The sequence below is a fragment of the Mongoliitalea daihaiensis genome (assembly GCF_021596945.1).
Taxonomy (GTDB): Bacteria; Bacteroidota; Bacteroidia; order Cytophagales; family Cyclobacteriaceae; genus Mongoliitalea; species Mongoliitalea daihaiensis.
In genome coordinates this window covers 3,763,418-3,785,342 of sequence record NZ_CP063779.1, presented here as the reverse complement: position 1 = coordinate 3,785,342, position 21,925 = coordinate 3,763,418, and the positions used below count along the sequence as shown (strand labels likewise).

Here is a 21,925-nt window from a genome sequence, read left to right as displayed (position 1 = left end):
ACAATTTTTGGAAAAGAAACAGCAACTTTTTGAGCGTATGTTCAAGCGGTTAAAAGATGATTTACCATCTTTTATGGTTTATCACGACCTGAAACACACAAAACAAGTGATTGATAATTCCATTTTTTTAGGTAAGATGGAAGGCTGTACAGATTACGAATTGGATGTGCTTTCCATTGCAGCACTTTATCATGATTCAGGGTTTTTATTGGGTAGTGAAAGCCATGAAATGAAGGGTTGTTTTTTGATAAAAGCTGATTTACCCAGTTATGGTTTTAGCTCTCATGAAATTGAGCAAATTTGTGGTATGATCATGGCCACTAAAACACCTCAATCACCTCATAACAAATTAGAACAAATTCTCGCAGATGCTGATTTATTCTATCTTGGCACTGATCAATATGTTAATCAAAGTATGTTATTAAAAAATGAATTAATACATTTTAACCCCTCATTGAAGGATGAGGAGTGGAAAGAAATCCAAGTAGATTTTTTAGAAACACATGTTTATCATACAGATTATGGGAAAACCGTACTAAGTCCAATCAAACAAAAGAACCTTGATAAGATCTTACGATCCTAATTGTTGAACTTGGAAAAGCTTGGAGTGATCTTTCGCAATGAGTTGGGATTTCTACTTAGTTTGTTTCTGTTGCTATGATCTTTATTTTCTTCGTTTTTTGAAGAATGCCTCCCATAACAGGTGCTGATCCTGAAATTCGTATTCAAGGATTTAAATACTTGTTCGATTTGAATAGTTAGCTCTCTAGAAGGGGCAACATTCAATGACCGTAATTCATGTATGTGCTCAGGAGCATACCGAATTTTGGATTGTGGTATAAAATCATTTTTTTCTTAATCCCAGAAACCTATCTTTAACGTTATAATTCAAGCGAATGAAAAAGTACATAGTGTTAGTGCTGCTTTTGGTAGTACAGACTCTTGTTTTTGGACAAGAAAAGCAACGCACGCTTTTATGGAATGCCGGCCCGCAAAATGCTTGGGAAAGGGATTTTGCCTATTCTCCTCTGATATATCGAGGAGGGAGTATGGGTTTTTCCTTTGGGTTTATCAGTGCATCCGAGAAAAAAATAGATGAGGTCTATATACACTATGCCCGAATCCCAATGGGAAATGAATTTGGGGCTGCTATGATAGGTACCCAAGCCAGTATCATGACCTATACCTTTTATAAAGCCCCTTGGATGCCTAAAAAATGGATGATTGGTTGGTCCAATAACAATGCGCTCAGTCTTCGTGATTTTCAGGATGCTCAGAACTTCAATCCACGTTTTGACTTTCATACCTCTTTTGGTCCATCTCTTCGATATGAATCAATTTTTGGCAAAAAAGAACAATGGAGGTACAGCTTTCAAGGGCACTGGCAAGTGATAGGTTTTTTGTTTTCAGCATCCTATGTCACAAGCCCTCCTGATGCATTTTTGCACGAACAACCTACATTCAATGCCTTTTTACAATCCATCCGGTTCTTTCAACCATTTCAGCAGCAAGACTTAGGCATGATTAATCAAGTTTTTTATAAACTCACCAATGGGAATGAATTTGGGTTAGGCTATCGCTTCAATTTCAGTAATCTGGTCAATGAGCAACGTTCCCAGCGTGCTGCGGGACACTATTTCTTACAGTTTAATTTTCAGTTATGAACAAGCGTTTTTCAATCCATAATTGGTTTTTTATTGCAATCATATTTATTCTTGGGGCATGTGAAGAAATGCTTACGCCTCCAAGACCAGCGTCAAGTCCTCAAGTGGTATTTGATCATTTATGGAATGATATCAATAACCGCTATAGCTTTTTTGAAGAAAAACAGGTGGACTGGAATGCAGTCAGAGAAAAATACAGTCCAAAATTATTTGCCACGATGACAGAACATGAGCTTTTTGATGTCTTGGGTGATATGCTTGGGGAGTTGGAAGATGGCCATGTCAATTTATTAAGCACTTTTGACAGGTCACGAAATTGGCTTTGGTATGAGAATTTCCCCTTGTTTTACAATCAACAATTGATTGAGCAAGTATACCTACGAACTAATTTTTGGATTATTGGTCCTTTACAGGCACAAACGTTGGATGATGATGTGCTGTATGTTAATTATCGTTCATTTGAGCGAGCGCTTACAGAGCAGCACATGGACCAAATTATGTTTTTGATGCGAACGCATAAGGGGTTGATCATAGATGTGCGGAGTAATGGTGGAGGGAATTTGCAAAATGCGCTGAACATCATGGCAAGATTTACGGATGAGGAGGTGATTTATGGACAGCAACGCTTCAAGTCAGGGCCGGGAAGGAATGATTTTACCCCATGGGCTCCTTTGCGGATTATCCCAAGTTCGGGTTCCAAGTATCTTGGAAATGTTGCCATCCTAACCAATCGCCGCTCATTTAGTACAACCACTTTTTTTGCACAGATGGGTAGGTCTTTACCGCAAGTTCGTCTATTTGGTGATCAGACTGGCGGAGGAGGAGGGATTCCTGTTTTTGCAGAATTGCCTAATGGTTGGACTTACCGCTTTTCCGGATCCCAAAGTATCGACTTGGAAGGGAATCATTTAGAGTTTGGTGTGCAAGTAGATGAGGATTTAACTTCTTTTTTACTGGTGAGAATTGGGAGAGATCATTTTATAGACACAGCCGTATCTTGGCTGAAAGAACAATCGGAATAATGAATACTGGATGAAAAAGGAAATTTTTAAAGCGTTATCTCTCGTGTTTTTGTTAGCAGCATGTTCAAAAAATAATGTTAATGAACAGTTGACGGACACATACCAATGGGTTTTTCAAGACTCCATTCAGGTAGATTTTATGGGGGAATTGTTTTTAATGGACTACGATCCTCTTCAAGAATGGTATTTGGGAAGGTGGAATGCGCAAGAGGAATACGTGGTTTTTGATAAATCCGGAATAATCAAGCATACCTTTAAGTTAACGGAAGATGGTCCCAATAAAATAGGTTGGGCCACAGGAGTAAATTTATTAGATGGAAAAATCTGTGTGATGGATCAGACTCAAGGTATTTTTTTCTTTGAATTGGATGGTACTATTAGTAGTAAACTTCCTATAGTGGAAGATTACTTTCATATCAATGGCTTGCCTTTTGGAGCTCATCGATCAGGTGATGAGTTCTTGTATTTTCGCCCAGAAAGAGGGGCAAGTTTGGAAGATTTTAGTGCCATGTATAAAAATGTTTATTCAGCAGATATTTTAGAAATTTATAACGCCAGCACAGGAAGGATTCGGACGAGTATGCCTTTCCCCCCAAATACAGTGTACAGTTCTGGGAATTTTTATAATTGGACTTTCCCGGGTCTTTACAAATACGAGGACGAATGGATATTGTGGATGTTAGCAGAGCAAAAGTATTTTGTCTATAAAGAACAAGAAGGGGAAATAGTGTTTTCTAAAGTGGTGGACCTCAACTTAAACGGTGCTTTACCAATGCCTGGAATTCCTATGCCTAGATACCAAGACTGGTATGAAGAACATGGGAATGTAATGTTTGGAAGGATTGAACAGATTTATAGAAGGGAGTCTGACGTAGTGGTCATTTACACCAAGGGGGTGAGTGAAGATATTGCTAGCCAATATAGTCGTGATGATTGGGAAGAATGGTCAGCATTTCTTGATGGTATACAGAGGTATGCGGCTATCTTCGACTCCAATCATGAGTTGATTCAAAAGGATATACTCGTTCCAAAAGGAATTTGGCTCTCTTCAGTAGTTCACAGAAATGGAGCAATCATTGCCCAAAAAAATCAGGAATATTTTAGTGTTGAGGAGGATTATCTCACCTTTTATCAATTGAATTTAGATAAATAATTCCACGAATTTCTCCTGCAGATAAATAGGATTTGACAGATTTGAGGCAGAGTTTTGATATGGAAAATAATCTGAAATAGTAGCCTAGAGCAGGTTTTATGTGCTCTTTTGAACATAAAAAATTAGGGTTTTATCTATTGATAAAACCCCTTATAAAGCATTTTATTTTAATTGGGCGATCAATGCGAATAAGAATGCTCCCGCACTTCTTTTTTTGCGATAACAGGGGAGCCTGCTTCTTTGAGGAAATTATAATGCGATTTTAATGCACTTGCAAAACTTTCATTTTCATGGTAAGGTAGATCAAACTCATGTGCCGTACTTTTGACGATTTCTGAAATTTCCGGATAATGGATATGGCAGATTTTTGGAAACAAATGATGTTCCACCTGGAAATTCAAGCCTCCGCATAAGAAAGTAGCAATACCGCTTTTTCTTGAAAAGTTTGCAGTGGTACGCAACTGATGAGCAGCCCAAGATTCTTCTATGCTTTCACCTTCTTTTGGTACTACCTGATGCGTATCTTCTACCAAATGCGCCAATTGGAATACTAGACCTAACACGAGCCCTTCAGCAAAATTCATCAGTAAGAAACCAATCAAAAATTGTTGCCAAGTAATTTCCATCACCAATAAAGGAATGATGATAAAAAGTCCATAGTACACTAACTTGTAAAAGAAGAGGTTGAAATATTCGATTTTGGGATGCTTATTGACGTGGGAGCCGATTTTTTTCTGGAAAAACTTCACATAGTCTTTTCTGAAAAACCAAGAAAGAGAAGCTAAACCATACAAAAAGAAGGCGTAAATATGTTGGAAACGATGCCAGGGTTTCCATGGATCATTTTCTGAAATTCGCACGATTCCTGGAGCTAGTTCCAAATCCCCATCATGGCCTACGATATTGGTATAGGTATGATGGATTTGGTTATGCGTAATATTCCAAACATAAACATTGGCGCCAATGATATTGAAAATAAAACCAAGGCTTTTGTTGACCCAAGGATGTTTGGAATAAGAGCCATGCAGGGCATCGTGACAGATATTAAAGCCGATAAAGGCCATATTCATACCTAGAAGAATGGCTAGACCCAATGTGACTGACAAGGGAAGTCCTCCCAATAGTATCAGAAAATAAAGACCGACAAATGAACTGAGATAAATCGTGGTTTTGACAACCATTGCCTTGTTGGCTTTTTTGGAAATGTTATTGATTTTGAAATACTCATCGACACGTTGTTTGACGGTGGCGAAAAATTGAGAGTTCCCTTGATCATTAAACTTGAGGGATGAAATCATAATAGGTACTTGGTAATGAAATGATAATTTGAATAAAACATTCGAAACTTTCTACAAACATCTAAGATGTTGTTTAAAAAGCGTTGATTGATTTTAAAGATGTAAAAATACCATTCAATTTCCAAGTAGATTAATGCATTTATATTTTAAACAAATTGTGATCTCCATATAAATAGTGCAATAGTAAAGGGGCAAGGAAGTTAGTCATAACACCAGTAGACTAAGCAAAGGATAGGATAACTAATAGTATGGCTAATGATTTTAGAAAATAACACCTCTGAATTTTAGCTCAAATTATTTGACATTTTTCAGAGGTGTAGTAATAGTTTTTAATGAGTGTTCATTAATTTATAGAGTCCAACCTTCCCTGTAGGTTCTTTTTACGAATTGATTGGCAGGTTCGAAGTTAGTTACCCTCATATCTGGGCCATCCCATACCAACTTGATCCCTCTCCCAGGATAGTTAAAGCCATTCCCTGTTTCTCTAGGTTCACGGTAGTCGTAGCTTCTAATCGCAAGATTTCCCATCAATACGGATTCTGTCAGTGGTCCAGCAATGGAAAAAGGAGAACTCAAAATTTCAAACTCATTGGATCCATACCCTGCAATACACGCATTCACCCAATTATTATAGTGTCCTCGGTCACCTCCCTCAATTCTTTGTATACTTTGGGCTACATTGGCTTCCATAGTTTTGGTAGTAGGGAGCAATTGAGGATTCATACCATACGTACCACACATCATTTTGCCTTTGGTTCCTTCGATAATTACTCCATTACCACCATCTCCCATAATTTCATTTGGTCCGAGTTCAGTTGGTCTGGTTGGTTGAATTCCCCCATCCATCCAATGGAATTCCAAATCCTCTTTACCGGGTCTGTCAAATCTTAGGGTAATATGAGAAGAAGGAGGACAGCTTTCAGGGAAATACCCACGCTGGAATTCACCTACATAGACAGATCCTACGCTCGCTTCGGCCGACTTGGGGTATCCAAGACCTAAAACACGGAAGGGAGGTTCCATAATATGACAGGCCATATCTCCCAATGCCCCAGTGCCATAATCCCACCAACCTCTCCAATTAAATGGTACTAAGTTAGTGATGTAGTCTCTGTAAGGAGCTGTTCCTAACCATAAATCCCAATCCAAATCAGCGGGAGGAGTTGCTGGGGCTGATGGCCACGGAATGCCCTGAGGCCAAACAGGTCTATCCGTCCAGCAGTATACCTTGGTAGCTTCTCCAATCAGGCCTGCATTATACCATTCGATCATTTGTCGGACACCATCACCAGAGGAACCCTGATTACCCATTTGAGTGACAACTTTATATTTTTCAGCTGCTTGCGTCAGCATGCGGGCTTCATAAATATCATGTGTGAGAGGTTTTTGTACGTAAACATGTTTACCCAACTGCATGGCAGCCATCGTTTGCACGGCGTGCATATGATCTGGTGTGGATATAGTTACAGCATCGATGTTTTTGTGCTCCTTGTCTAGCATTTCGCGATAATCTCTGTAGTATTTTGCTTTTGGGTGAGCATCGACACTGCCTTTAGCTCTGCTGTCATGGACATCGCAAAGGGCTATAAAATCAGCTTTACCGGAGTTAAATACCCCTCTTACATCATTTCCTCCCATACCTCCTACACCAATACCAGCAACCCTTAGTCGATCTGAAGGTGCCAAAAACCCAGGACCTCCCAAGACATGACGGGGTACAAAATAAAATCCAGCCAAGGCTGTTGCCGAAGCTTTTATAAAATTTCGTCGGGAATTAATGTGATGCTCTTGGTTATCTTTTTTCATATCGTTGATTGGAGTTTATTGCGCAGTTAATTTATTCTAAAAATCCGATATTGTAAACTAGATCATGTCATTTTTGATAGCAATGGGCATATTTTGTGGATGGATGGATATAAATTATCTTCAGATAAAGTTTTTCTTATTGATATGATCTTTGTAAAAAAAATTAAGTAAGTTTGAATCGATCCTAAACCAAATTAGATATAGTATGTTTCTAGCTATAAAAAAATGTGCAGTCACTTTAGTGCTTTTTTGCTTGATTGCTTGGTCTTGTCAAGAAAAGGTGGTGGAAGTATCTTTGGAAAAACATTCAATTATTCCTATTCCTGTACAGGTAATGACTTCAGGTGCAAATTTTTTATTGGATAAAACGGTTAAAATCCAAGTAGAAGAAGGTGTAGATTTAGATGTATTTGGAGTTCGGTTACAAGCAGCTATTCAATCAAGTACTGGTCTGCAATTGGGGATGGAGTCTGAGAGTGCAAGTAAGGTTATTGAATTGAAAATTGATTCCAGCTTTACCCCTGTTAAAGAATCCTACAAAATAGATATTCAGACAGAAAAAATTCGATTGATAGGTTCAGATCAAGCTGGTTTATTTTATTCTATTCAGACATTTCAGCAATTACTGAATGGGGTGAAAGGTAAGCAGATTTTACTTCAAGGCGGTTTGATTGAAGATTATCCAGCGTATGCGTATCGAGGGATGATGTTGGATGTTGCCAGACATTTTTTTCCGGTATCAGATGTTAAGCACCTTATTGATCAATTAGCCATTTATAAAATCAATCATTTGCATTTGCATTTATCCGATGATCAAGGATGGAGAATAGAAATTAAATCCTGGCCACTATTGACAACGATTGGTGGATCAAATGAAGTAGGTGGTGGCGATGGTGGATATTACACTCAAGAAGAATACCAAGAGTTGGTGGCCTATGCAGCGAAGAATTTCATCACTATCGTGCCGGAAATTGATATGCCTGGCCATACAAATGCGGTCCTAAATAGCTATGGAATCCTCAATCCCGGAATAGAAGTACCCAAAGAAACAGCAGTTCCAATTGATTGGACTGCATTTGGACTTGAAAAAGATGCTAATGCAACTCCTTATCATACTGGAATCGATGTGGGCTTTAGTACGTTGGATATTCATTCAGAAGTGACCTATCAGTTTGTGGAAGATGTAATTCGAGAATTAGCGGCGATAACTCCTGGCCCATATTTACATATTGGAGGGGATGAAACACTGATTGTACCCATAGAAGATTATGTGTACTTCATAGAAAGAGCACAGGAATTGGTGACAAAATATGGGAAAATAACTATGGGATGGGATGAAGTAGCCCATGCGAAGTTACTCCCGAGTTCGATCGTACAGTTTTGGGCAAAGCCTGAAAATGCTGTGCTAGCTATAGAACAGGGTGCCAAGGTATTGATGTCGCCAGCGGTCCATACATATTTGGATATGAAATATGATAGTACGACGAGTATTGGATTAAAATGGGCGGCGTATATAGAATTGGATGACGCTTACAAATGGGACCCAACCACTTTAGATGAAGGTATTCATCTGAAAGATATCTTAGGAGTAGAAGCACCACTTTGGACCGAAACGATCGAATCAAGAGCAGATATAGAATATATGGTATTTCCAAGATTGGCTGCTATTGCTGAGATCGCCTGGTCTCCTCAAGTGAATAGAAGCTGGGAGGATTTTCAACGACGAATTTCAAAACATGGTCAAGTCTGGGAGGAAAAAGGAATAAACTACTATCGATCCCCTCAGGTACTATGGGAGTAAATCTTCCAGGTACAAAGTACCAAAGTATAGTGAAACTGTTGATATTGGACCGTTAACTGTGGACCCTTTCATCTTATTCCTACTAAAATCAATCAACTAATCACTATTAACTAATCTAGTTTTACCTCTATACTTTTTGCATTTTGAAAAATTGCCCTTAATATGCTGTTTCATTTCAAAATGGATTTATGGGACAATTGATCATTGACTTTAGTAATTGGATTTGGGACACCCCTATGTTGATTTTACTCATGGGTGGCGGCTTGATTTTATTTTTGTATTCTGGCTTCTTACCTTTTCGGTATTTTGGCCATGCGCTGAAGGTAGTAAGTGGTAAATATGATGATAAAAATGCACCAGGTCAGATTTCTTCCCGTCAAGCATTGTCTGCAGCAATTGCTGCTACCGTTGGGCTTGGAAATATCTCTGGTGTGGCAATTGCGATCAATATGGGTGGGCCTGGAGCTATCTTTTGGATGTGGATTTCTGCATTTGTAGGTATGGCTACCAAATATTTTACCTGTTCCTTAGCCATTATGTATAGAGGAACGGATACTTCAGGACAGATTCAAGGTGGACCCATGTATGTTATTGAAGAAGGTATGGGGAAAAAATGGAAACCACTGGCAATATTGTTTTCTGTTGCAGGTGCTTTGGGATTATTGGCCATTTTTCAAGCCAATCAATTGACAGCTGTATTTAGATCTGTGATGTTGCAACCAAATGGATTGGATCAAGGAGAGACCACCAAGTGGATCATAGGAATTTCCATGATGATCATTGTTGCTATTGTAATTTTGGGAGGGATTAAACGAATCGCAGCTGTTGCATCTAAACTCGTTCCCTTTATGGTCGTTCTGTATTTTTTGACTGTATTGATTATCGTGTTCAAATATATTGATCTGGTTCCTTCCATGTTTTGGTTGATTTTGGAAGATGCATTTACAGGTCAAGCGGTGATGGGTGGTGCTGTAGGGGCAGTAATGGTGGTGGGTGCCCGAAGAGCAGCATTTTCGAATGAAGCAGGTATTGGTACAGCACCCATGGTGCATGGAGCTTCCAAAAATAATGAACCTGTACGCGAAGGATTGATAGCCATGTTAGGTCCTTTTATTGATACGGTAGTGGTCTGCACGCTGACCGCATTAGTTATTCTTTTGACGGGGGTTTGGGAAAGTACCGAAAATGATGGGGTCCGCTTGACCTTGGCAGCATTTGAAATGGGAATTCCTGTGTATGGGAAATATTTGTTGATGCTTGCAGTATTAGTTTTTGCCTTATCCACCATGTTTACCTATTCTTACTATGGCCATAAATGTATGAATTACCTTTTTGGAGCTGAGAAGGCAAACCTCTATAATTACTTCTACTTGGTAACTATCGTAGCTGGTGCAGTTGTATCGTTGGAAGTAGTGGTAAGTTTCATAGATGGGATGTATGCGATTATGGCTATCCCAACCATGATTTCTACCATTTATTTGGCACCTAAAGTAAAGGCAGCTACCAAGGATTATTTTCAACGTTTTCAATAAAATGAAATAGATTAATGGAGGCAAATAAGCAACGGAAGATTTTGATAGCTCCCAATGCATTCAAGGGAACTATAGAAGCAGATGTTGCTGCTGCCATTATTGCTCAGGCATGGAAGGAAAAATTTCCAAAAGACGAGTTAATGCTTTTACCCATTGCCGATGGGGGTGATGGAACCTGTTGGTTATTAGGGAAAGCATTGCAATTAAAACAGGTTCATCATTGGACTGTAGATGCTATTGGCAGGGCAATTCATGGATTTTATTTCTGGGATGAAGAAAATCATGCAGCGTACTTGGATGTGTCCACCGTTTCCGGGATTAAGTACCTTGCATCCGAGCATTTAAATCCATGGGTTGCCAGCACTTTTGGTACAGGGGAATTAATTCAACATGCGATCAAGAGGGGAGCAGTAACTATTTTTCTAGGATTGGGAGGAAGTGCAAGTGTAGATCTTGGATTGGGAATATTAGGAGGGCTAGGCTTTCAATTTTTAGATGAAAAGGGTAGGGTATTGACCTTTTTCACAGATAGTTTTATGCAGAAAATTGCCTTTATCCAAGCACCCATTCCCAAACCAACCATTCGATTTGAACTACTTTGTGATGTAGATAATACTTTTTTTGGACCAAATGGAGCTATCCCTGTTTTCGGCCTCCAAAAAGGGCTATCAAAGACTGATTTTGAGCTTTACGAAAAGAAGATTAAGAATGCTATTAGCCTACTTGAACACAAGTCGAAGACTAGTATAGCAGACCAAGCAAGCTTTGGAGCTGCTGGAGGAGTTGCATATGGGCTTAGTCATTTTTTCAACGTGAGGATACACAAAGGAGCAAAGTATTTTTTTCAGTTGACTGGTTTGGAGGAAAAAATAAAAAATTCTGACATCATTATTACTGGTGAGGGTAGGTATGACAAGCAATCAGTAGCTGGAAAAGGAAGTTTTGAACTTCTCCAAATAGCCAAAAAACATAAAAAAACCTGTATGCTGATTACTTCTGGAAATAATGGAAAAGGGGAAGGTTTTTCTGAAATTTTAAGGCTCCCAGCATTGGATTTTTCTGTATCGGATTTTCAAAATCAGGCCAAAAAAAATCTTTTTCAAGCAGTCCGACATAATTCATTTGATTAACATAATTTGAGCTTTTATTTGTTTTTGAACTCTATTTGCCTAATTTAAGATATATTCAAAGTCCTATTTATTAAATTAGAATGAAAGCGAGAATAAAAATAATAATTTTTATAATCTTTTGTTTTTGTACTCATGAAGAGCTTGCTGCCCAAACGGTGAAAAGGTTACTTGAGTTTGATACAATCGACTCACTGAATAACCATGCACGTGATAATTTTAGGATTGATTTTGATGCAAGTTCCAAGGCTTCTCAACAAGCCTTAGAGTTGTCATTTCAATATGATTACAAAAGGGGATTGGCTTATGCCTATCGAAACTTAGCTATTCTGAGTTATTTCAGTGATAACTTATCTTTTTCTTTAGATTATGTAAACAAGGCTTTAGAAATTTTCGAACAGCTTGGAGATGATGCAGGTATTGCAGATTGTTACATCAGTCTAGGAACATTTTTTTACAGATTAGGTGAACATGAGTCCAGTTTAAAATATCATTCATTGGCATATGACTATTTTAGAAAATCAGATCAAAAAGATAGATACGCCATAGCGTCTTACAATTTGGCTGAAAGTCACTTTTTAAATAAGGATTTGGTCAACGCAGAAAAATATTTGCTTGAATCCATTTCAATAAATGCTGAGGTCAATAATTTACCCCTATTAGCTTCATCGTACATGTATTTAGGAAAAGTAAACAATAGAAAAAACCAATACATGGACTCAAATGATTACTTATTCAGGGCATTGGAGATCAATGAACAACTTCAAGAGTCTAAGTCCAATAAAGAAGTCATTGTCGAATCTCATTACTTCATTGGTAAAAACTTCAAAGAATTAAATCAAATAGCATTGGCAAAAATTCACTTTGAAAGCTCATTGAGTTATTCTGAAAAGTATAAAATTAATATTAATACAGAAGAAAATTTATTTGAATTAGGGCAGTTGGCCTTGAGTTCAAAAGATTTTGAAGAGTCAATTAAAATCTTTCATAGGCTTCGGGAAAAGTATAATCAATCTAATCAAACAAAGAGTCAGAATGCTCAGAAATTAGTTCTGGATATCCTTGAATTGAGGAAAATTGAAAAAGAAGCATTAGAACTCAGGTCAGAAAATCAAAAGAAAGAGGATCGAATATTTTGGTTAACATTTAGCTCGATTTTATTGATATTGGTTGGACTATTGTTATTTGCTCTTTTATTCTTCTACTTTAGGCTTTTTCGAAAATCAAAGGAGTTACAACAATTAAAGTCTAGATTCATTGCCATGGCTGTACATGAATTTAAAAACCCCCTAGGAATTATTTCCAGCGCTCTAGAATTATTGAATTTTTATAAAGAACAATTAGATAACCCATCAATTAAACAAAAAATTGAACATCAGACCAATAAAATCAGACGCCAAGAAAATCGATTAAATGATTTGGTTGAGGATTTGATGATTTTCGAACAATTATTCATGGATAAATATACCCTTCATCCTAAAAAGTTTGATTTGATATCTTTTTTTAAATCGATTTCTGATGATTTAAAGGATTCTGATCCAGCTCAGAGAATTACAATTTTTGAATGTCCATCCTCATCCATTTTAGTTTCACATGACAAAGTATTGTTGGGCCATCTTTTTTCAAATATTTTAAGCAACGCTTATAAGTATTCTATTGGCAATGCAGCACCTAAATGTATTATTGAAAAAAACGCAAATGCAATTACAGTAGTGATTCAAGATTTTGGAATTGGAATTCCTGAAATTGAACAAAAGTTCATATTTAAGGAGTTTTTTCGAGCAAGTAACGTAGGAGAAAAAAAAGGCAGCGGAATAGGTTTATCCATAGTTCAGGCTATTATTCAAAAACTCAATGGGAGTATTAAACTAATTTCAGAGCAGAATAAAGGGACTACTATTACTGTTACGCTACCCATTGAATTTTCCTCATAAGCGTCCCATTTTTCGACAGATCATCTTGTTAAAACCAGTTAGGTTTCATCGTGATTGTGGTTGTTTTTTCCGAAAATAATCGTTTCTCCAATGAACTTGTTTTGACCAGTTCATACTCGAAGAAGTATTCCATAGCCATAAGTTTGCCTTGATAGAAGTCCCAATCTTCTGAACTTTTTTGGAGTTGTTTTACGGCATCCAAACCTTGTTCTAGCCATCTCCATGCGATCACGAGAATGCCTAAAAATTCCAAATACAAGGTGGCGTCTGAAAGATATACTTCCGGATTTTTACTGGCTTTTTGTAGTACATGTCCTGTGACTACTTGGGCTTTTTGAAGGTATTTTTCAAATGCATTTCCTAAGACTTCTATTTCCGATAGTGATTTTGCTTTGGCAATAGATTGAAGCATTTCAGCCATCAATAATTGAACGGCCTTTCCATCTTGCATGACAAGCTTTCTGCCTAACAAATCCATACCATGAATACCTGTGGTCCCTTCATGAATGGGATGGATTCTTGCCTCTCTGTAGTATTGCTCCACAGGAAAATCCGTAGTATAGCCTGCACCTCCTAAAACCTGCACCGCGGCAGATGTACTCAAACAGCCCATTTCAGAAGGATAGCTTTTGGCAATTGGTGTTAACAAATCCAATAATAATGCAGCATTGGCTTTGGTCTCCCCTGTACCTGCATGTGCCAAATCGCCAAGTTTACTACAATAAAGGAGTAAAGATAGTGAGCCTTCGGTAATGGCTTTTTGGAAGAGCAACATTCGCTTGACATCTGCATGCTCGATGATTGGAACTTGTGGATTGTAGGGATCTTTTTCTCCAACCTTTCTACCTTGAGGACGCTCCTTGGCATAAGTGAGCGAACTGTAATAAGCAGCTGTAGCAATGGCTGCCGCATTCATGCCAACACCAACTCTTGCTTCATTCATCATCTGGAACATGTAGCTGAGTCCTTTATGAGCTTCTCCAACCAAGTAGCCCTCGCATAGATCCTCCGAGCCCATCATCAAGTGGGCAATGGGAGCACCCTTGTAACCCATTTTATGATAAACTCCTTCAGTACGAACATCATTGGGAAGTCCTGTAACAATGTTGATTTTAGGGACTACAAAAAGTGAAATCCCTTTCACTCCTGCGGGGGCACCTTGTATGCGCGCCAGCATCAGATGAATGATATTTTCACAAGCGTCATGGTCGCCACAGGAAATGTAAATCTTCTGTCCTTTGATTTTGAAAACACCCTCATGATCAGTGGGATATGCGGTAGTGCTTAAATCTGATAAGGAACTTCCAGCATCTGGTTCTGTCAAAGCCATCGTTCCCTGCCATTGACCACTATACATGTTTGGAGTAAACTTATCGATCAGTTCCTGCGAACCAAAAGTTCGAATCAAGTTAGCTGCACCTGTTGTTAAAAATGGATAAACCGAACTTGAATAATTAGCAGCCTGAAAGATAAATCCCGCTGCCATGTGCATGGTATTGGGAAGCTGCTGACCTCCCTCTTCAAAAGAAAAAGTAGCATTGATCCATCCATCTGCTCCAAAGGTTTGGATGATTTTTTTCATGCCGGGATGTACCTTGATACCTTCAGCTGTCAATTGCGGCTCCTGTCTGTCCATTGCTGTAAGTAAAGGCCTTAATTGATGCACTGCAATCTTATCTGCTGCATCTAGCACCATTTCAAACGTTTCCTGTGAATGTGCATCAAAATAGGGGAGTTCACATAAGTCATTCACCTTTATATGTTCAAAAAGCTGAAATTTTAAATCCTTGGATGAATAAAACATAAGGTTATGGGTTGAGTAGTTTTTTAGCTTGATCTAAATGCCGATGTTCATGTGCAACGATGATATCTAACGCTTTGGGTAGGGTATAGACAATCAATTTATTGGCAGGAGAATAAATGACCGCTTCTTTTTCTATGAAGAGTTGCAAAGATTTAATTTGATCATTCAGCTCTTTTTGATGCTTTAGAAAGTCTACAACGATAGGTGCTTGTGGATCAAAAATTTTTGGTTCCCACCGTGGAAAAGTTTTAATTTTTTTCTTTCCTCCATCACTAACCGATTGGTAAATCATATTGCCAAAAAGCTTAGTGAAAAATTCAAATTTTCCAACAAACGGCCGCCTGATTGTGCCATCTTTCAATTGTCTGAAAATTGGAAAATAGCTGGAATTGAGTGTAATCAAATGCTGTAAGTTTTCCGCAATACTCCAAGTGGAAGGGTTTGGCTTTTTATGTAAGTCTTCTTGGGAAAGTTTGCCAAATAAGCGTTCAACCTCGGAGGAAATACCATTGATTTCTTGGATCCATTGTTTCATAAAACCAAAGATAGGAATCAAACCATTTATTTGTGAGGAAAAAGAAACTATTGTTACAGCCATTAGTGTTACTAATTGTTGAAAATTCTTATGAAAACATCCCAAACAAAAGAGAGCAGGGTCACGATGGCCAGTGTTTTCAAAACTATTATTTGGCCACGTCGCCGTCAGCTATTCCTAGGTTTATTTTTAATCATCATTTCAAGGTTAACCGGGCTTGTATTACCAGGAGCGAGTAAATTTTTGATTGATGATGTTATTCCCTCCAATGACTTAGACTTATTAAAGTATTTGGTTATTGGAGTGGTGGTAGCGATCACTATTCAATCGGTCACTTCCTATGCGTTAACCCAGATTTTATCCGTGGAAGCACAGCATTTGATTGCCAAACTTCGTTCAAAAGTTCAGAGACATATTATTCAATTACCGATTCGCTTTTTTGACAATACTAAAACAGGTGAGTTGGTTTCCCGAATCATGACCGATGTAGAAGGTGTGCGGAATTTGGTAGGGACAGGCTTCGCACAGATGATCGGCGGAATTTTGACGGCAGTCATTTCATTGGTTTTGTTGATTTATATAAGCCCTTTGATGACGCTCTATGTATTGGTTCCAGTGATTATTTTTGGATTCATCTCTTTGAAAGCATTCAGTAAAATTAGACCGATCTTTCGCGAACGTGGTAAAATCAATGCAGAAGTTACGGGTAGACTGACAGAAACCCTAGGCGGTATCCGAGTGATTAAAGGATTTAATGCGGAGCAGCAGGAAATTAGATCTTTTGAGGATGGAGTAGAGCGCTTGTTTTTGAATGTTAAGGCAAGTTTGACAGCTACTAGTTTTGTGACTTCTGCTGCAACCTTTCTTCTTGGATTGGCATCAGCAGGAATCATGGGTATTGGTGGCTATATGATCATGGATGGGCAAATGACCTTTGGGGATTTTCTTGCATTTACCTTGTATTTGGGTTTTATGATTGCCCCAATTGTACAGATGAGTAACATTGGTAGTCAATTTACGGAAGCATTTGCTGGGCTGGATCGTACAGAAGAAATCATGAATATGCCGCTCGAGCATACTACAGGTAATCGAACAAAGAGTCTTGAGTCTATCCGAGGGGATATTCGTTTTGAGCAGGTTTCCTATGCTTATGAGGAGGGTAAAGAAGTTATCAAAGGTGTAAGTTTTCATGCGCCTGCCGGATCAGTTACAGCCTTGGTTGGCACTTCTGGTTCAGGAAAGACTACCATTGCTGGTTTGGCAGCATCTTTCTTAAATCCTGATTCCGGGTATATTTGGGTAGATGGTGTGGATATTCAGGAAATTTTGTTGAATAGTTACCGCTCGCAGTTGGGGGTGGTATTGCAAGATGACTTTTTGTTTGAGGGGACTATTCGGGAAAACATCTTGTTTCCAAGACCAAATGCTTCTCATGAAGATTTAATGAAGGCTGTTCGAGCAGCTCATGTGCAAGAATTTACCGATCGATTCGAATTAGGGCTTGAAACAGTCATCGGGGAACGAGGAGTCAAGTTATCCGGTGGTCAGCGACAACGGATTGCCATTGCAAGAGCCATTTTAGCAGATCCAAAGATTTTGGTGTTGGATGAGGCTACATCCAATTTGGATACTGAAAGTGAGAGCTTAATACAGGAGTCATTGAAGGAATTAATGAAGGGCAGGACCACCTTTGTCATTGCTCACCGACTAAGCACCATCCGTCAAGCTGATCAGATTTTGGTCATCGAGCAGGGTCAGATTGTAGAGTCCGGTAAACATGATGAGTTGATTGCTAAGCAGGGGAGGTATTACCAACTATATACGTATCAGGCTAGGATATAGGGGATATTGGATAATATTTATGGATAGTAAGATGGTTGGTGTGGAGAGATTTTTGGGGTTGATTAAAGTAAATAATTGGACCCTATTCATTTATATCAGCCTAAAGATTTGATTCAAATCACTGAATACCATGAGCTTTAACTGCCAAAAATTCCCTTAGTTATATTTATGTCCCTCCATCAATTACTATCAGTGATCCAAATTCCGTTCTATCTATATTTTCAAAATTATTTTTATACCTGATTTTTACTGCATAAGTTCCTTGTAATATTTTTTCGCCATTTAAAACCCCCATCCATGAACAGGAAGGAGTTTCTCCATCATTGTTTTGATTGAGACAATGATAGACTAATTGCCCCCAGTGGTTATAAATCCAAACTTCAATTTCATCAATTAAAAAGTTTGCATAAATTTCAAAGGGAAGTTTGTCATTGTTAGGCTGCATTCCTGTCGTGTGCCTGATTTGTAGTTTACATTCTTCTACTACTTCGAAGCTTGCAGAGAAGTCACACCCTTCAACGCTTGTTACGATGAGATCATAAGAACCAGCACTCCTCGGTTCAAATGTGCTGCTTTCTGAAACTAATTCACCATTAAAAAACCATTGGTACTCACTAAAAGAACCTGGATTAATGGTGACGAATAAGCCGAATTGGGCACAAATGGTATAGTTTTCATTAATCTGAGGTCTCAAATCATCTGTACTTCTCTGAACTAGCACCTCGTCAGCACCTAATGGGCAATCAAGAGCATTAAACGTTTCTACACGATAGAAGCCCTCTTCGATGGCAATAATTTCCGATTGACCAAAAAAATCATCTAAAGTAGTTCTATCTCCTTGTAAATTGGTGAAATACCATTGTATCCTTGTCACTTGTTCAAGATCTGCATCTAAAGTCACAGTTGTAAACGGAGCGTTTGGACAATAAAACGCAACACTTAGGCTTCCATCAAGTTCCGTAACGGGCATGATTACTTCAAAACTTATACGATTAGGTTCCGGACAAACCAAACTTCCTTGAGGCCTTACCTCTAATTCATATATCCCATTTTCTTGAGGTTGGAAAAACTCCATTTCCCCTAGTAGTGAGCCATCAGGACCGTACCACAAGAAATCAGTTTCAGAACTCGAAGTACCAAATAATTCAGCACTGTATGTAAGTGTTCCATCACAACTTTGGTCAACAAGCTCAGGACTAAAGGGGATTGCATTTTTCTGAGTAACCTGAATTGCTTTTGAAATTTCACACAAAAAAATAGTTGGATCGGCACTGCTAGCAGTGATCAAGTGTTCTCCTTCTTGGTCAAAAAAGATGAGATCACCTTTAGCATAATTTAATTCATTACCGTCCGGGAAACGCACAATAAACGTTAGATCCAGTTCTGTTTGTGGGGTAAGTTCATAAAATTCACATACAACGATTGATTCAGGAATATCAAAAATAGCTAAATCTGTGCTTGTATTGATTTGGATAAAGTTTCTTCCGATTTCGCAGTTAAGCCTATTATAAACTACTGCTTCGTAAGATCCTTCCTCAGAAATTACAATCCATTGTTGATCATCAAATTGATCTAAGGGGGTTGATTCCCCATCTTCATCGATAAATAGCCAAAATATTTGTTTAACTTCATCAAAATCGGTAACCAAGTCTATTCTTGACTCTCCTCCTGGGCAAAGTGGTTCTGCTGAGAGGTTAACAGCTACCTCTGTGACAGCAGGTTGTATAAAAAAACTTTTTGGTGGAGTAGGACAAGCTTCTGAATTTCGAGGTTGCACCTCTAATTTAAATTCTCCACTTGACGTAGGGAAAAGGAATTCTTCAGTACCTACTACAACCCCATTTTCATTGATCCATCGGATGTTGTAGCGACTGATATCTGCCCCAAAAAGATTAGCAAAGTATTGCTTGTTTCCGAAACAGTCTTCAGAAATTAATTCAGGTTCATAATTGATTTGATTGGTTAAATTTACAAAGAAATTAAGTTCTCTTGGGCAAAAACCATCCTCAGTATTTACATCTCTACCTATGATTCTATATTCTCCTGCTTGATCAAGTCGAAAAGTTTCTTGGCTTGATTTTATGATTTCGGTGTTATCAGGGTAGATCAGAGTAAATACCAAATCCATAGAGGTGGTTGGGGAGAAATCAAAGTATTCACAGATATTTAGTCTATCGGGAACAGAAAAATTAACCTCTCCTTTTGAAGAAATATTAATTCTTTGGTCATTTGGATATGAACAATTTTGATCATTGCTTAACGCTAGGAAATAACTGCCTGCTGGAGCAAAAAACTCAAACTCGTTAGCATTGTTGATTTCTCCTGAGCTGAATACCGTTCCATTGATTTGTAATAAACGATAACTTCCTGTAAAGTTTGGCTGGCTTAGTTGAATCTTTATTTTTCCATCTATTGTTCCAGTCTCATTGCATGATTCATCTGTTATTTCTATAATATTGAAATTTATTTCATCAGGAGGATTACTCATAGGTAACAATACACTTCTACTTGTAGAACAATTACCAAGTGCCACAGAAGCTCTATAGATGGCAGCTTCCATTCCAGTTAATTCAATGACTTCTCCTTCCTTAAGATCAAAAAAGCGGTCTATCATTTGACCATTTTTAAATAGAGTAATTCTATCAACATCCCCTAAAGCTTCTATAATTAATATCCCATCATTAGCTTCACAGCTTTCTGCCTCTTGTTGAAAAAAGATTCTTACATTAGGAGTGAAATTTACTCTAAAACCAATCTTTTCTTCCAGCTTGCAAAATTCATTATTGCTATTATCAGGTCTAAATATAAATTCATAATCACCCGGGCCATTCAAGTCTCTATTTACTGTAAAGTCTAATCTCCGACCTTCGCCCAAAAGAGTTTCTTCTGTACCCCCATCTTTTGTAAAAAACCAATTACCAAAGGCATTATTGGTTGCTGAAAGGGTTATTGTAGATCCTCCTTGACAAACTTCATTGGCAGAGATGTTTATACTGTAGTCTCTAGGCCTACTCACTGTTGTACTAACACTAAAAGGGCATACCTGTGCACCTGATTGATTGAAAGTAAAAAAACTCACAGTGTAGCGATCCGGTCGATCAGTTGTAAATGTATTACTTGTACTTACAACAGTTCCGTTGCTATTTGTCCATTCAATTCGGTAATTTGATAATCCAGGCGTGTTTGGATCTAGTAGCTGCATGGTTGTGCTACCGTTATCGCAAAGCAGATATGCATTGTTTAAGGTTATATTCGCTCCTGGATTAATGGTGATTTTTTTAGTTCCTGAGAACACTTCTTCTACCCCTCTTCGTACGTTCAATTGTATTTCATATTCACCAACTTCTGAAAATGTATGACTGAAAGTTTGGAATCCTCCTTCGCGATCGATAATTACCTGACCATTTTCGTTGATAATTCTCCATCGGAATACATCTGTCAGACGGCCTCCACCAAAAAACTCCCCAATTATGCTTCCATAATATAAGCATAATTCATCCGGCCCCGTTATGCTATGTTCAAAAATAGGCATTTCTCTTTCCATCAATGAAAAATTAATAGACTCTGATTTCGCCTCTGAAATCGAGCCTATTTCCAACACCACGATCAAGAATAAAAAAACTTGAACCAATACCTTCATATGAATAAAGAGAAATTTTAATATTTCTTCCAAAAGTACTTGAAAGCGATGAGATTAAAAAGTTTTTTTTAGTCCAAATTTCTGAAATTAAATATTTCAAATGCTTTTTAAAGTATTTGAAAAACAATTTATTTGATTTAAAAAATAAACTCCTGCAATTAAACCGATTAAGAATACTTTTAAAAATAGTATCGGAAAGCTCGACCACTATTTTTTTATATTTAAATGAGTAAGCATGCATTACATTGACCTCGGCATTTTTGTCGGGTACATGGTGCTAATGTTGGGCGTAGGATACTACTTCATCCTTCAAAATAAAAATCAGGACGATTACTACGGAGGAGGCAGAAATATTGGTAGCTGGCACATAGGGGTATCTGTAGTAGCTACTGATGTAGGGGGGGCACCGTTGGTCTCGGTGGATTAGGCTTTATAATGGGACTTTCTGGTAGTTGGATGTTATTTACTGGTTTGTTAGGGGCATGGTTAGCTGCTGTGATTCTGATTCCTCGGGTAAAAAGTGACCCCTCTTTTGTAAAGTTTTATACTTTTCCGCAAATTTTTGAATACCTATGCAATAAAAAGGTTGGATTGCTAGCGGCTATTATTTCATTTTTGGGCTATTTAGGATTTACTAATAAGTATTTAGAGATGAGGCTTACGAAAGGATGAATTAGTGAACAGTCTCTAAAATTTTAGAGAAGGTCTTCATCCCAATAAACCTATAAAAGTCTCACTGCAATCATCTTGAGTTTTCGAAGCACTTG

At 38.1% G+C, this 21,925-nt stretch carries 14 protein-coding genes and 1 pseudogene; 10 read left to right on the top strand and 5 right to left on the bottom strand.

The features are described 5' to 3' along the window. The first annotated feature begins 7 nt into the window (after positions 1-7). From IPZ59_RS16185 to IPZ59_RS16170, 4 genes are all read left to right on the top strand, one after another. The gene (locus IPZ59_RS16185; protein ID WP_236137089.1) at positions 8-583 is read left to right on the top strand and encodes an HD domain-containing protein; all 576 of its coding nucleotides are present in this window, start codon (positions 8-10) and stop codon (positions 581-583) included. 313 nt (positions 584-896) lie between these two features. After that, complete coding sequence (locus IPZ59_RS16180; RefSeq protein WP_236137088.1) at positions 897-1,664, top strand: hypothetical protein; 768 nt, start codon at positions 897-899, stop codon at positions 1,662-1,664. Then, positions 1,661-2,686 carry a S41 family peptidase gene (locus tag IPZ59_RS16175; protein WP_236137087.1) on the top strand — a complete coding sequence of 342 codons (1,026 nt, stop codon included), beginning with the start codon at positions 1,661-1,663 and terminating at the stop codon, positions 2,684-2,686. Before IPZ59_RS16180 ends, IPZ59_RS16175 begins: the two co-directional genes overlap by 4 nt. A gap of 10 nt (positions 2,687-2,696) precedes the next feature. Further along, positions 2,697-3,839, top strand: a complete 1,143-nt coding sequence (locus tag IPZ59_RS16170) for a hypothetical protein (RefSeq protein ID WP_236137086.1) — start codon at positions 2,697-2,699, stop codon at positions 3,837-3,839. Between the two features lie 179 nt (positions 3,840-4,018). On the opposite strand, the gene IPZ59_RS16165 is transcribed toward IPZ59_RS16170, so the two are convergent. Both IPZ59_RS16165 and IPZ59_RS16160 read right to left on the bottom strand, forming a co-directional pair. Beyond that, entirely contained in the window at positions 4,019-5,137 is a 1,119-nt protein-coding gene (locus tag IPZ59_RS16165; protein WP_236137085.1) for a fatty acid desaturase family protein, read from the bottom strand. A gap of 348 nt (positions 5,138-5,485) precedes the next feature. Then, positions 5,486-6,943 (bottom strand): Gfo/Idh/MocA family protein, encoded by a 1,458-nt coding sequence (locus tag IPZ59_RS16160; protein ID WP_236137084.1) that lies wholly within the window; start codon positions 6,941-6,943, stop codon positions 5,486-5,488. Between the two features lie 205 nt (positions 6,944-7,148). Here IPZ59_RS16160 and IPZ59_RS16155 point away from each other — a divergent pair, with 205 nt between their 5' ends. The 4 genes from IPZ59_RS16155 (at position 7,149) to IPZ59_RS16140 (ending at position 13,337) form a co-directional block, all read left to right on the top strand. Further along, positions 7,149-8,744: a beta-N-acetylhexosaminidase gene (locus IPZ59_RS16155; RefSeq protein ID WP_236137083.1), complete on the top strand. Its 1,596-nt coding sequence runs from the start codon at positions 7,149-7,151 to the stop codon at positions 8,742-8,744. Between the two features lie 188 nt (positions 8,745-8,932). Continuing rightward, complete coding sequence (locus tag IPZ59_RS16150) at positions 8,933-10,276, top strand: alanine/glycine:cation symporter family protein (RefSeq protein WP_236137082.1); 1,344 nt, start codon at positions 8,933-8,935, stop codon at positions 10,274-10,276. 14 nt (positions 10,277-10,290) lie between these two features. Next, positions 10,291-11,406, top strand: coding sequence for a glycerate kinase family protein (locus IPZ59_RS16145; RefSeq protein WP_236137081.1), 1,116 nt, complete (start codon positions 10,291-10,293; stop codon positions 11,404-11,406). 155 nt (positions 11,407-11,561) lie between these two features. Further along, positions 11,562-13,337: a tetratricopeptide repeat-containing sensor histidine kinase gene (locus IPZ59_RS16140; RefSeq protein WP_236137080.1), complete on the top strand. Its 1,776-nt coding sequence runs from the start codon at positions 11,562-11,564 to the stop codon at positions 13,335-13,337. 28 nt (positions 13,338-13,365) lie between these two features. Here IPZ59_RS16140 and IPZ59_RS16135 read toward each other — a convergent pair whose 3' ends face one another. Beyond that, on the bottom strand, positions 13,366-15,141 hold the full coding sequence (locus IPZ59_RS16135) for an acyl-CoA dehydrogenase (RefSeq protein WP_236137079.1): 1,776 nt from the start codon (positions 15,139-15,141) through the stop codon (positions 13,366-13,368). 4 nt (positions 15,142-15,145) lie between these two features. Continuing rightward, entirely contained in the window at positions 15,146-15,676 is a 531-nt protein-coding gene (locus tag IPZ59_RS16130; RefSeq protein WP_236137078.1) for a DinB family protein, read from the bottom strand. Positions 15,677-15,766: 90 nt separating this feature from the next. Here IPZ59_RS16130 and IPZ59_RS16125 point away from each other — a divergent pair, with 90 nt between their 5' ends. Beyond that, positions 15,767-17,518, top strand: a complete 1,752-nt coding sequence (locus IPZ59_RS16125) for an ABC transporter ATP-binding protein (protein WP_236137077.1) — start codon at positions 15,767-15,769, stop codon at positions 17,516-17,518. 166 nt (positions 17,519-17,684) lie between these two features. On the opposite strand, the gene IPZ59_RS16120 is transcribed toward IPZ59_RS16125, so the two are convergent. Further along, a complete protein-coding gene (locus IPZ59_RS16120) occupies positions 17,685-21,158 on the bottom strand; it encodes a gliding motility-associated C-terminal domain-containing protein (RefSeq protein ID WP_236137076.1) in 3,474 nt (1,157 codons plus the stop codon). A 235-nt stretch (positions 21,159-21,393) separates the two neighbouring features. Between IPZ59_RS16120 and IPZ59_RS16115 the strand changes: the two are divergent. Beyond that, positions 21,394-21,806: pseudogene (locus IPZ59_RS16115) on the top strand (sodium:solute symporter family transporter); the annotation flags it as partial. Positions 21,807-21,925: the final 119 nt, after the last annotated feature.

Coding starts and splice junctions, on each gene's coding strand:
- IPZ59_RS16180 (WP_236137088.1), top strand. CDS start 897: ATGAAAAAGTACATAGTGTTAGTGCTGCTTTTGGTAGTACAGACTCTT.
- IPZ59_RS16175 (WP_236137087.1), top strand. CDS start 1,661: ATGAACAAGCGTTTTTCAATCCATAATTGGTTTTTTATTGCAATCATA.
- IPZ59_RS16170 (WP_236137086.1), top strand. CDS start 2,697: ATGAAAAAGGAAATTTTTAAAGCGTTATCTCTCGTGTTTTTGTTAGCA.
- IPZ59_RS16165 (WP_236137085.1), bottom strand. CDS start 5,137: ATGATTTCATCCCTCAAGTTTAATGATCAAGGGAACTCTCAATTTTTC.
- IPZ59_RS16160 (WP_236137084.1), bottom strand. CDS start 6,943: ATGAAAAAAGATAACCAAGAGCATCACATTAATTCCCGACGAAATTTT.
- IPZ59_RS16155 (WP_236137083.1), top strand. CDS start 7,149: ATGTTTCTAGCTATAAAAAAATGTGCAGTCACTTTAGTGCTTTTTTGC.
- IPZ59_RS16150 (WP_236137082.1), top strand. CDS start 8,933: ATGGGACAATTGATCATTGACTTTAGTAATTGGATTTGGGACACCCCT.
- IPZ59_RS16145 (WP_236137081.1), top strand. CDS start 10,291: ATGGAGGCAAATAAGCAACGGAAGATTTTGATAGCTCCCAATGCATTC.
- IPZ59_RS16135 (WP_236137079.1), bottom strand. CDS start 15,141: ATGTTTTATTCATCCAAGGATTTAAAATTTCAGCTTTTTGAACATATA.
- IPZ59_RS16130 (WP_236137078.1), bottom strand. CDS start 15,676: ATGAAACAATGGATCCAAGAAATCAATGGTATTTCCTCCGAGGTTGAA.
- IPZ59_RS16125 (WP_236137077.1), top strand. CDS start 15,767: ATGAAAACATCCCAAACAAAAGAGAGCAGGGTCACGATGGCCAGTGTT.
- IPZ59_RS16120 (WP_236137076.1), bottom strand. CDS start 21,158: ATGAAGGTATTGGTTCAAGTTTTTTTATTCTTGATCGTGGTGTTGGAA.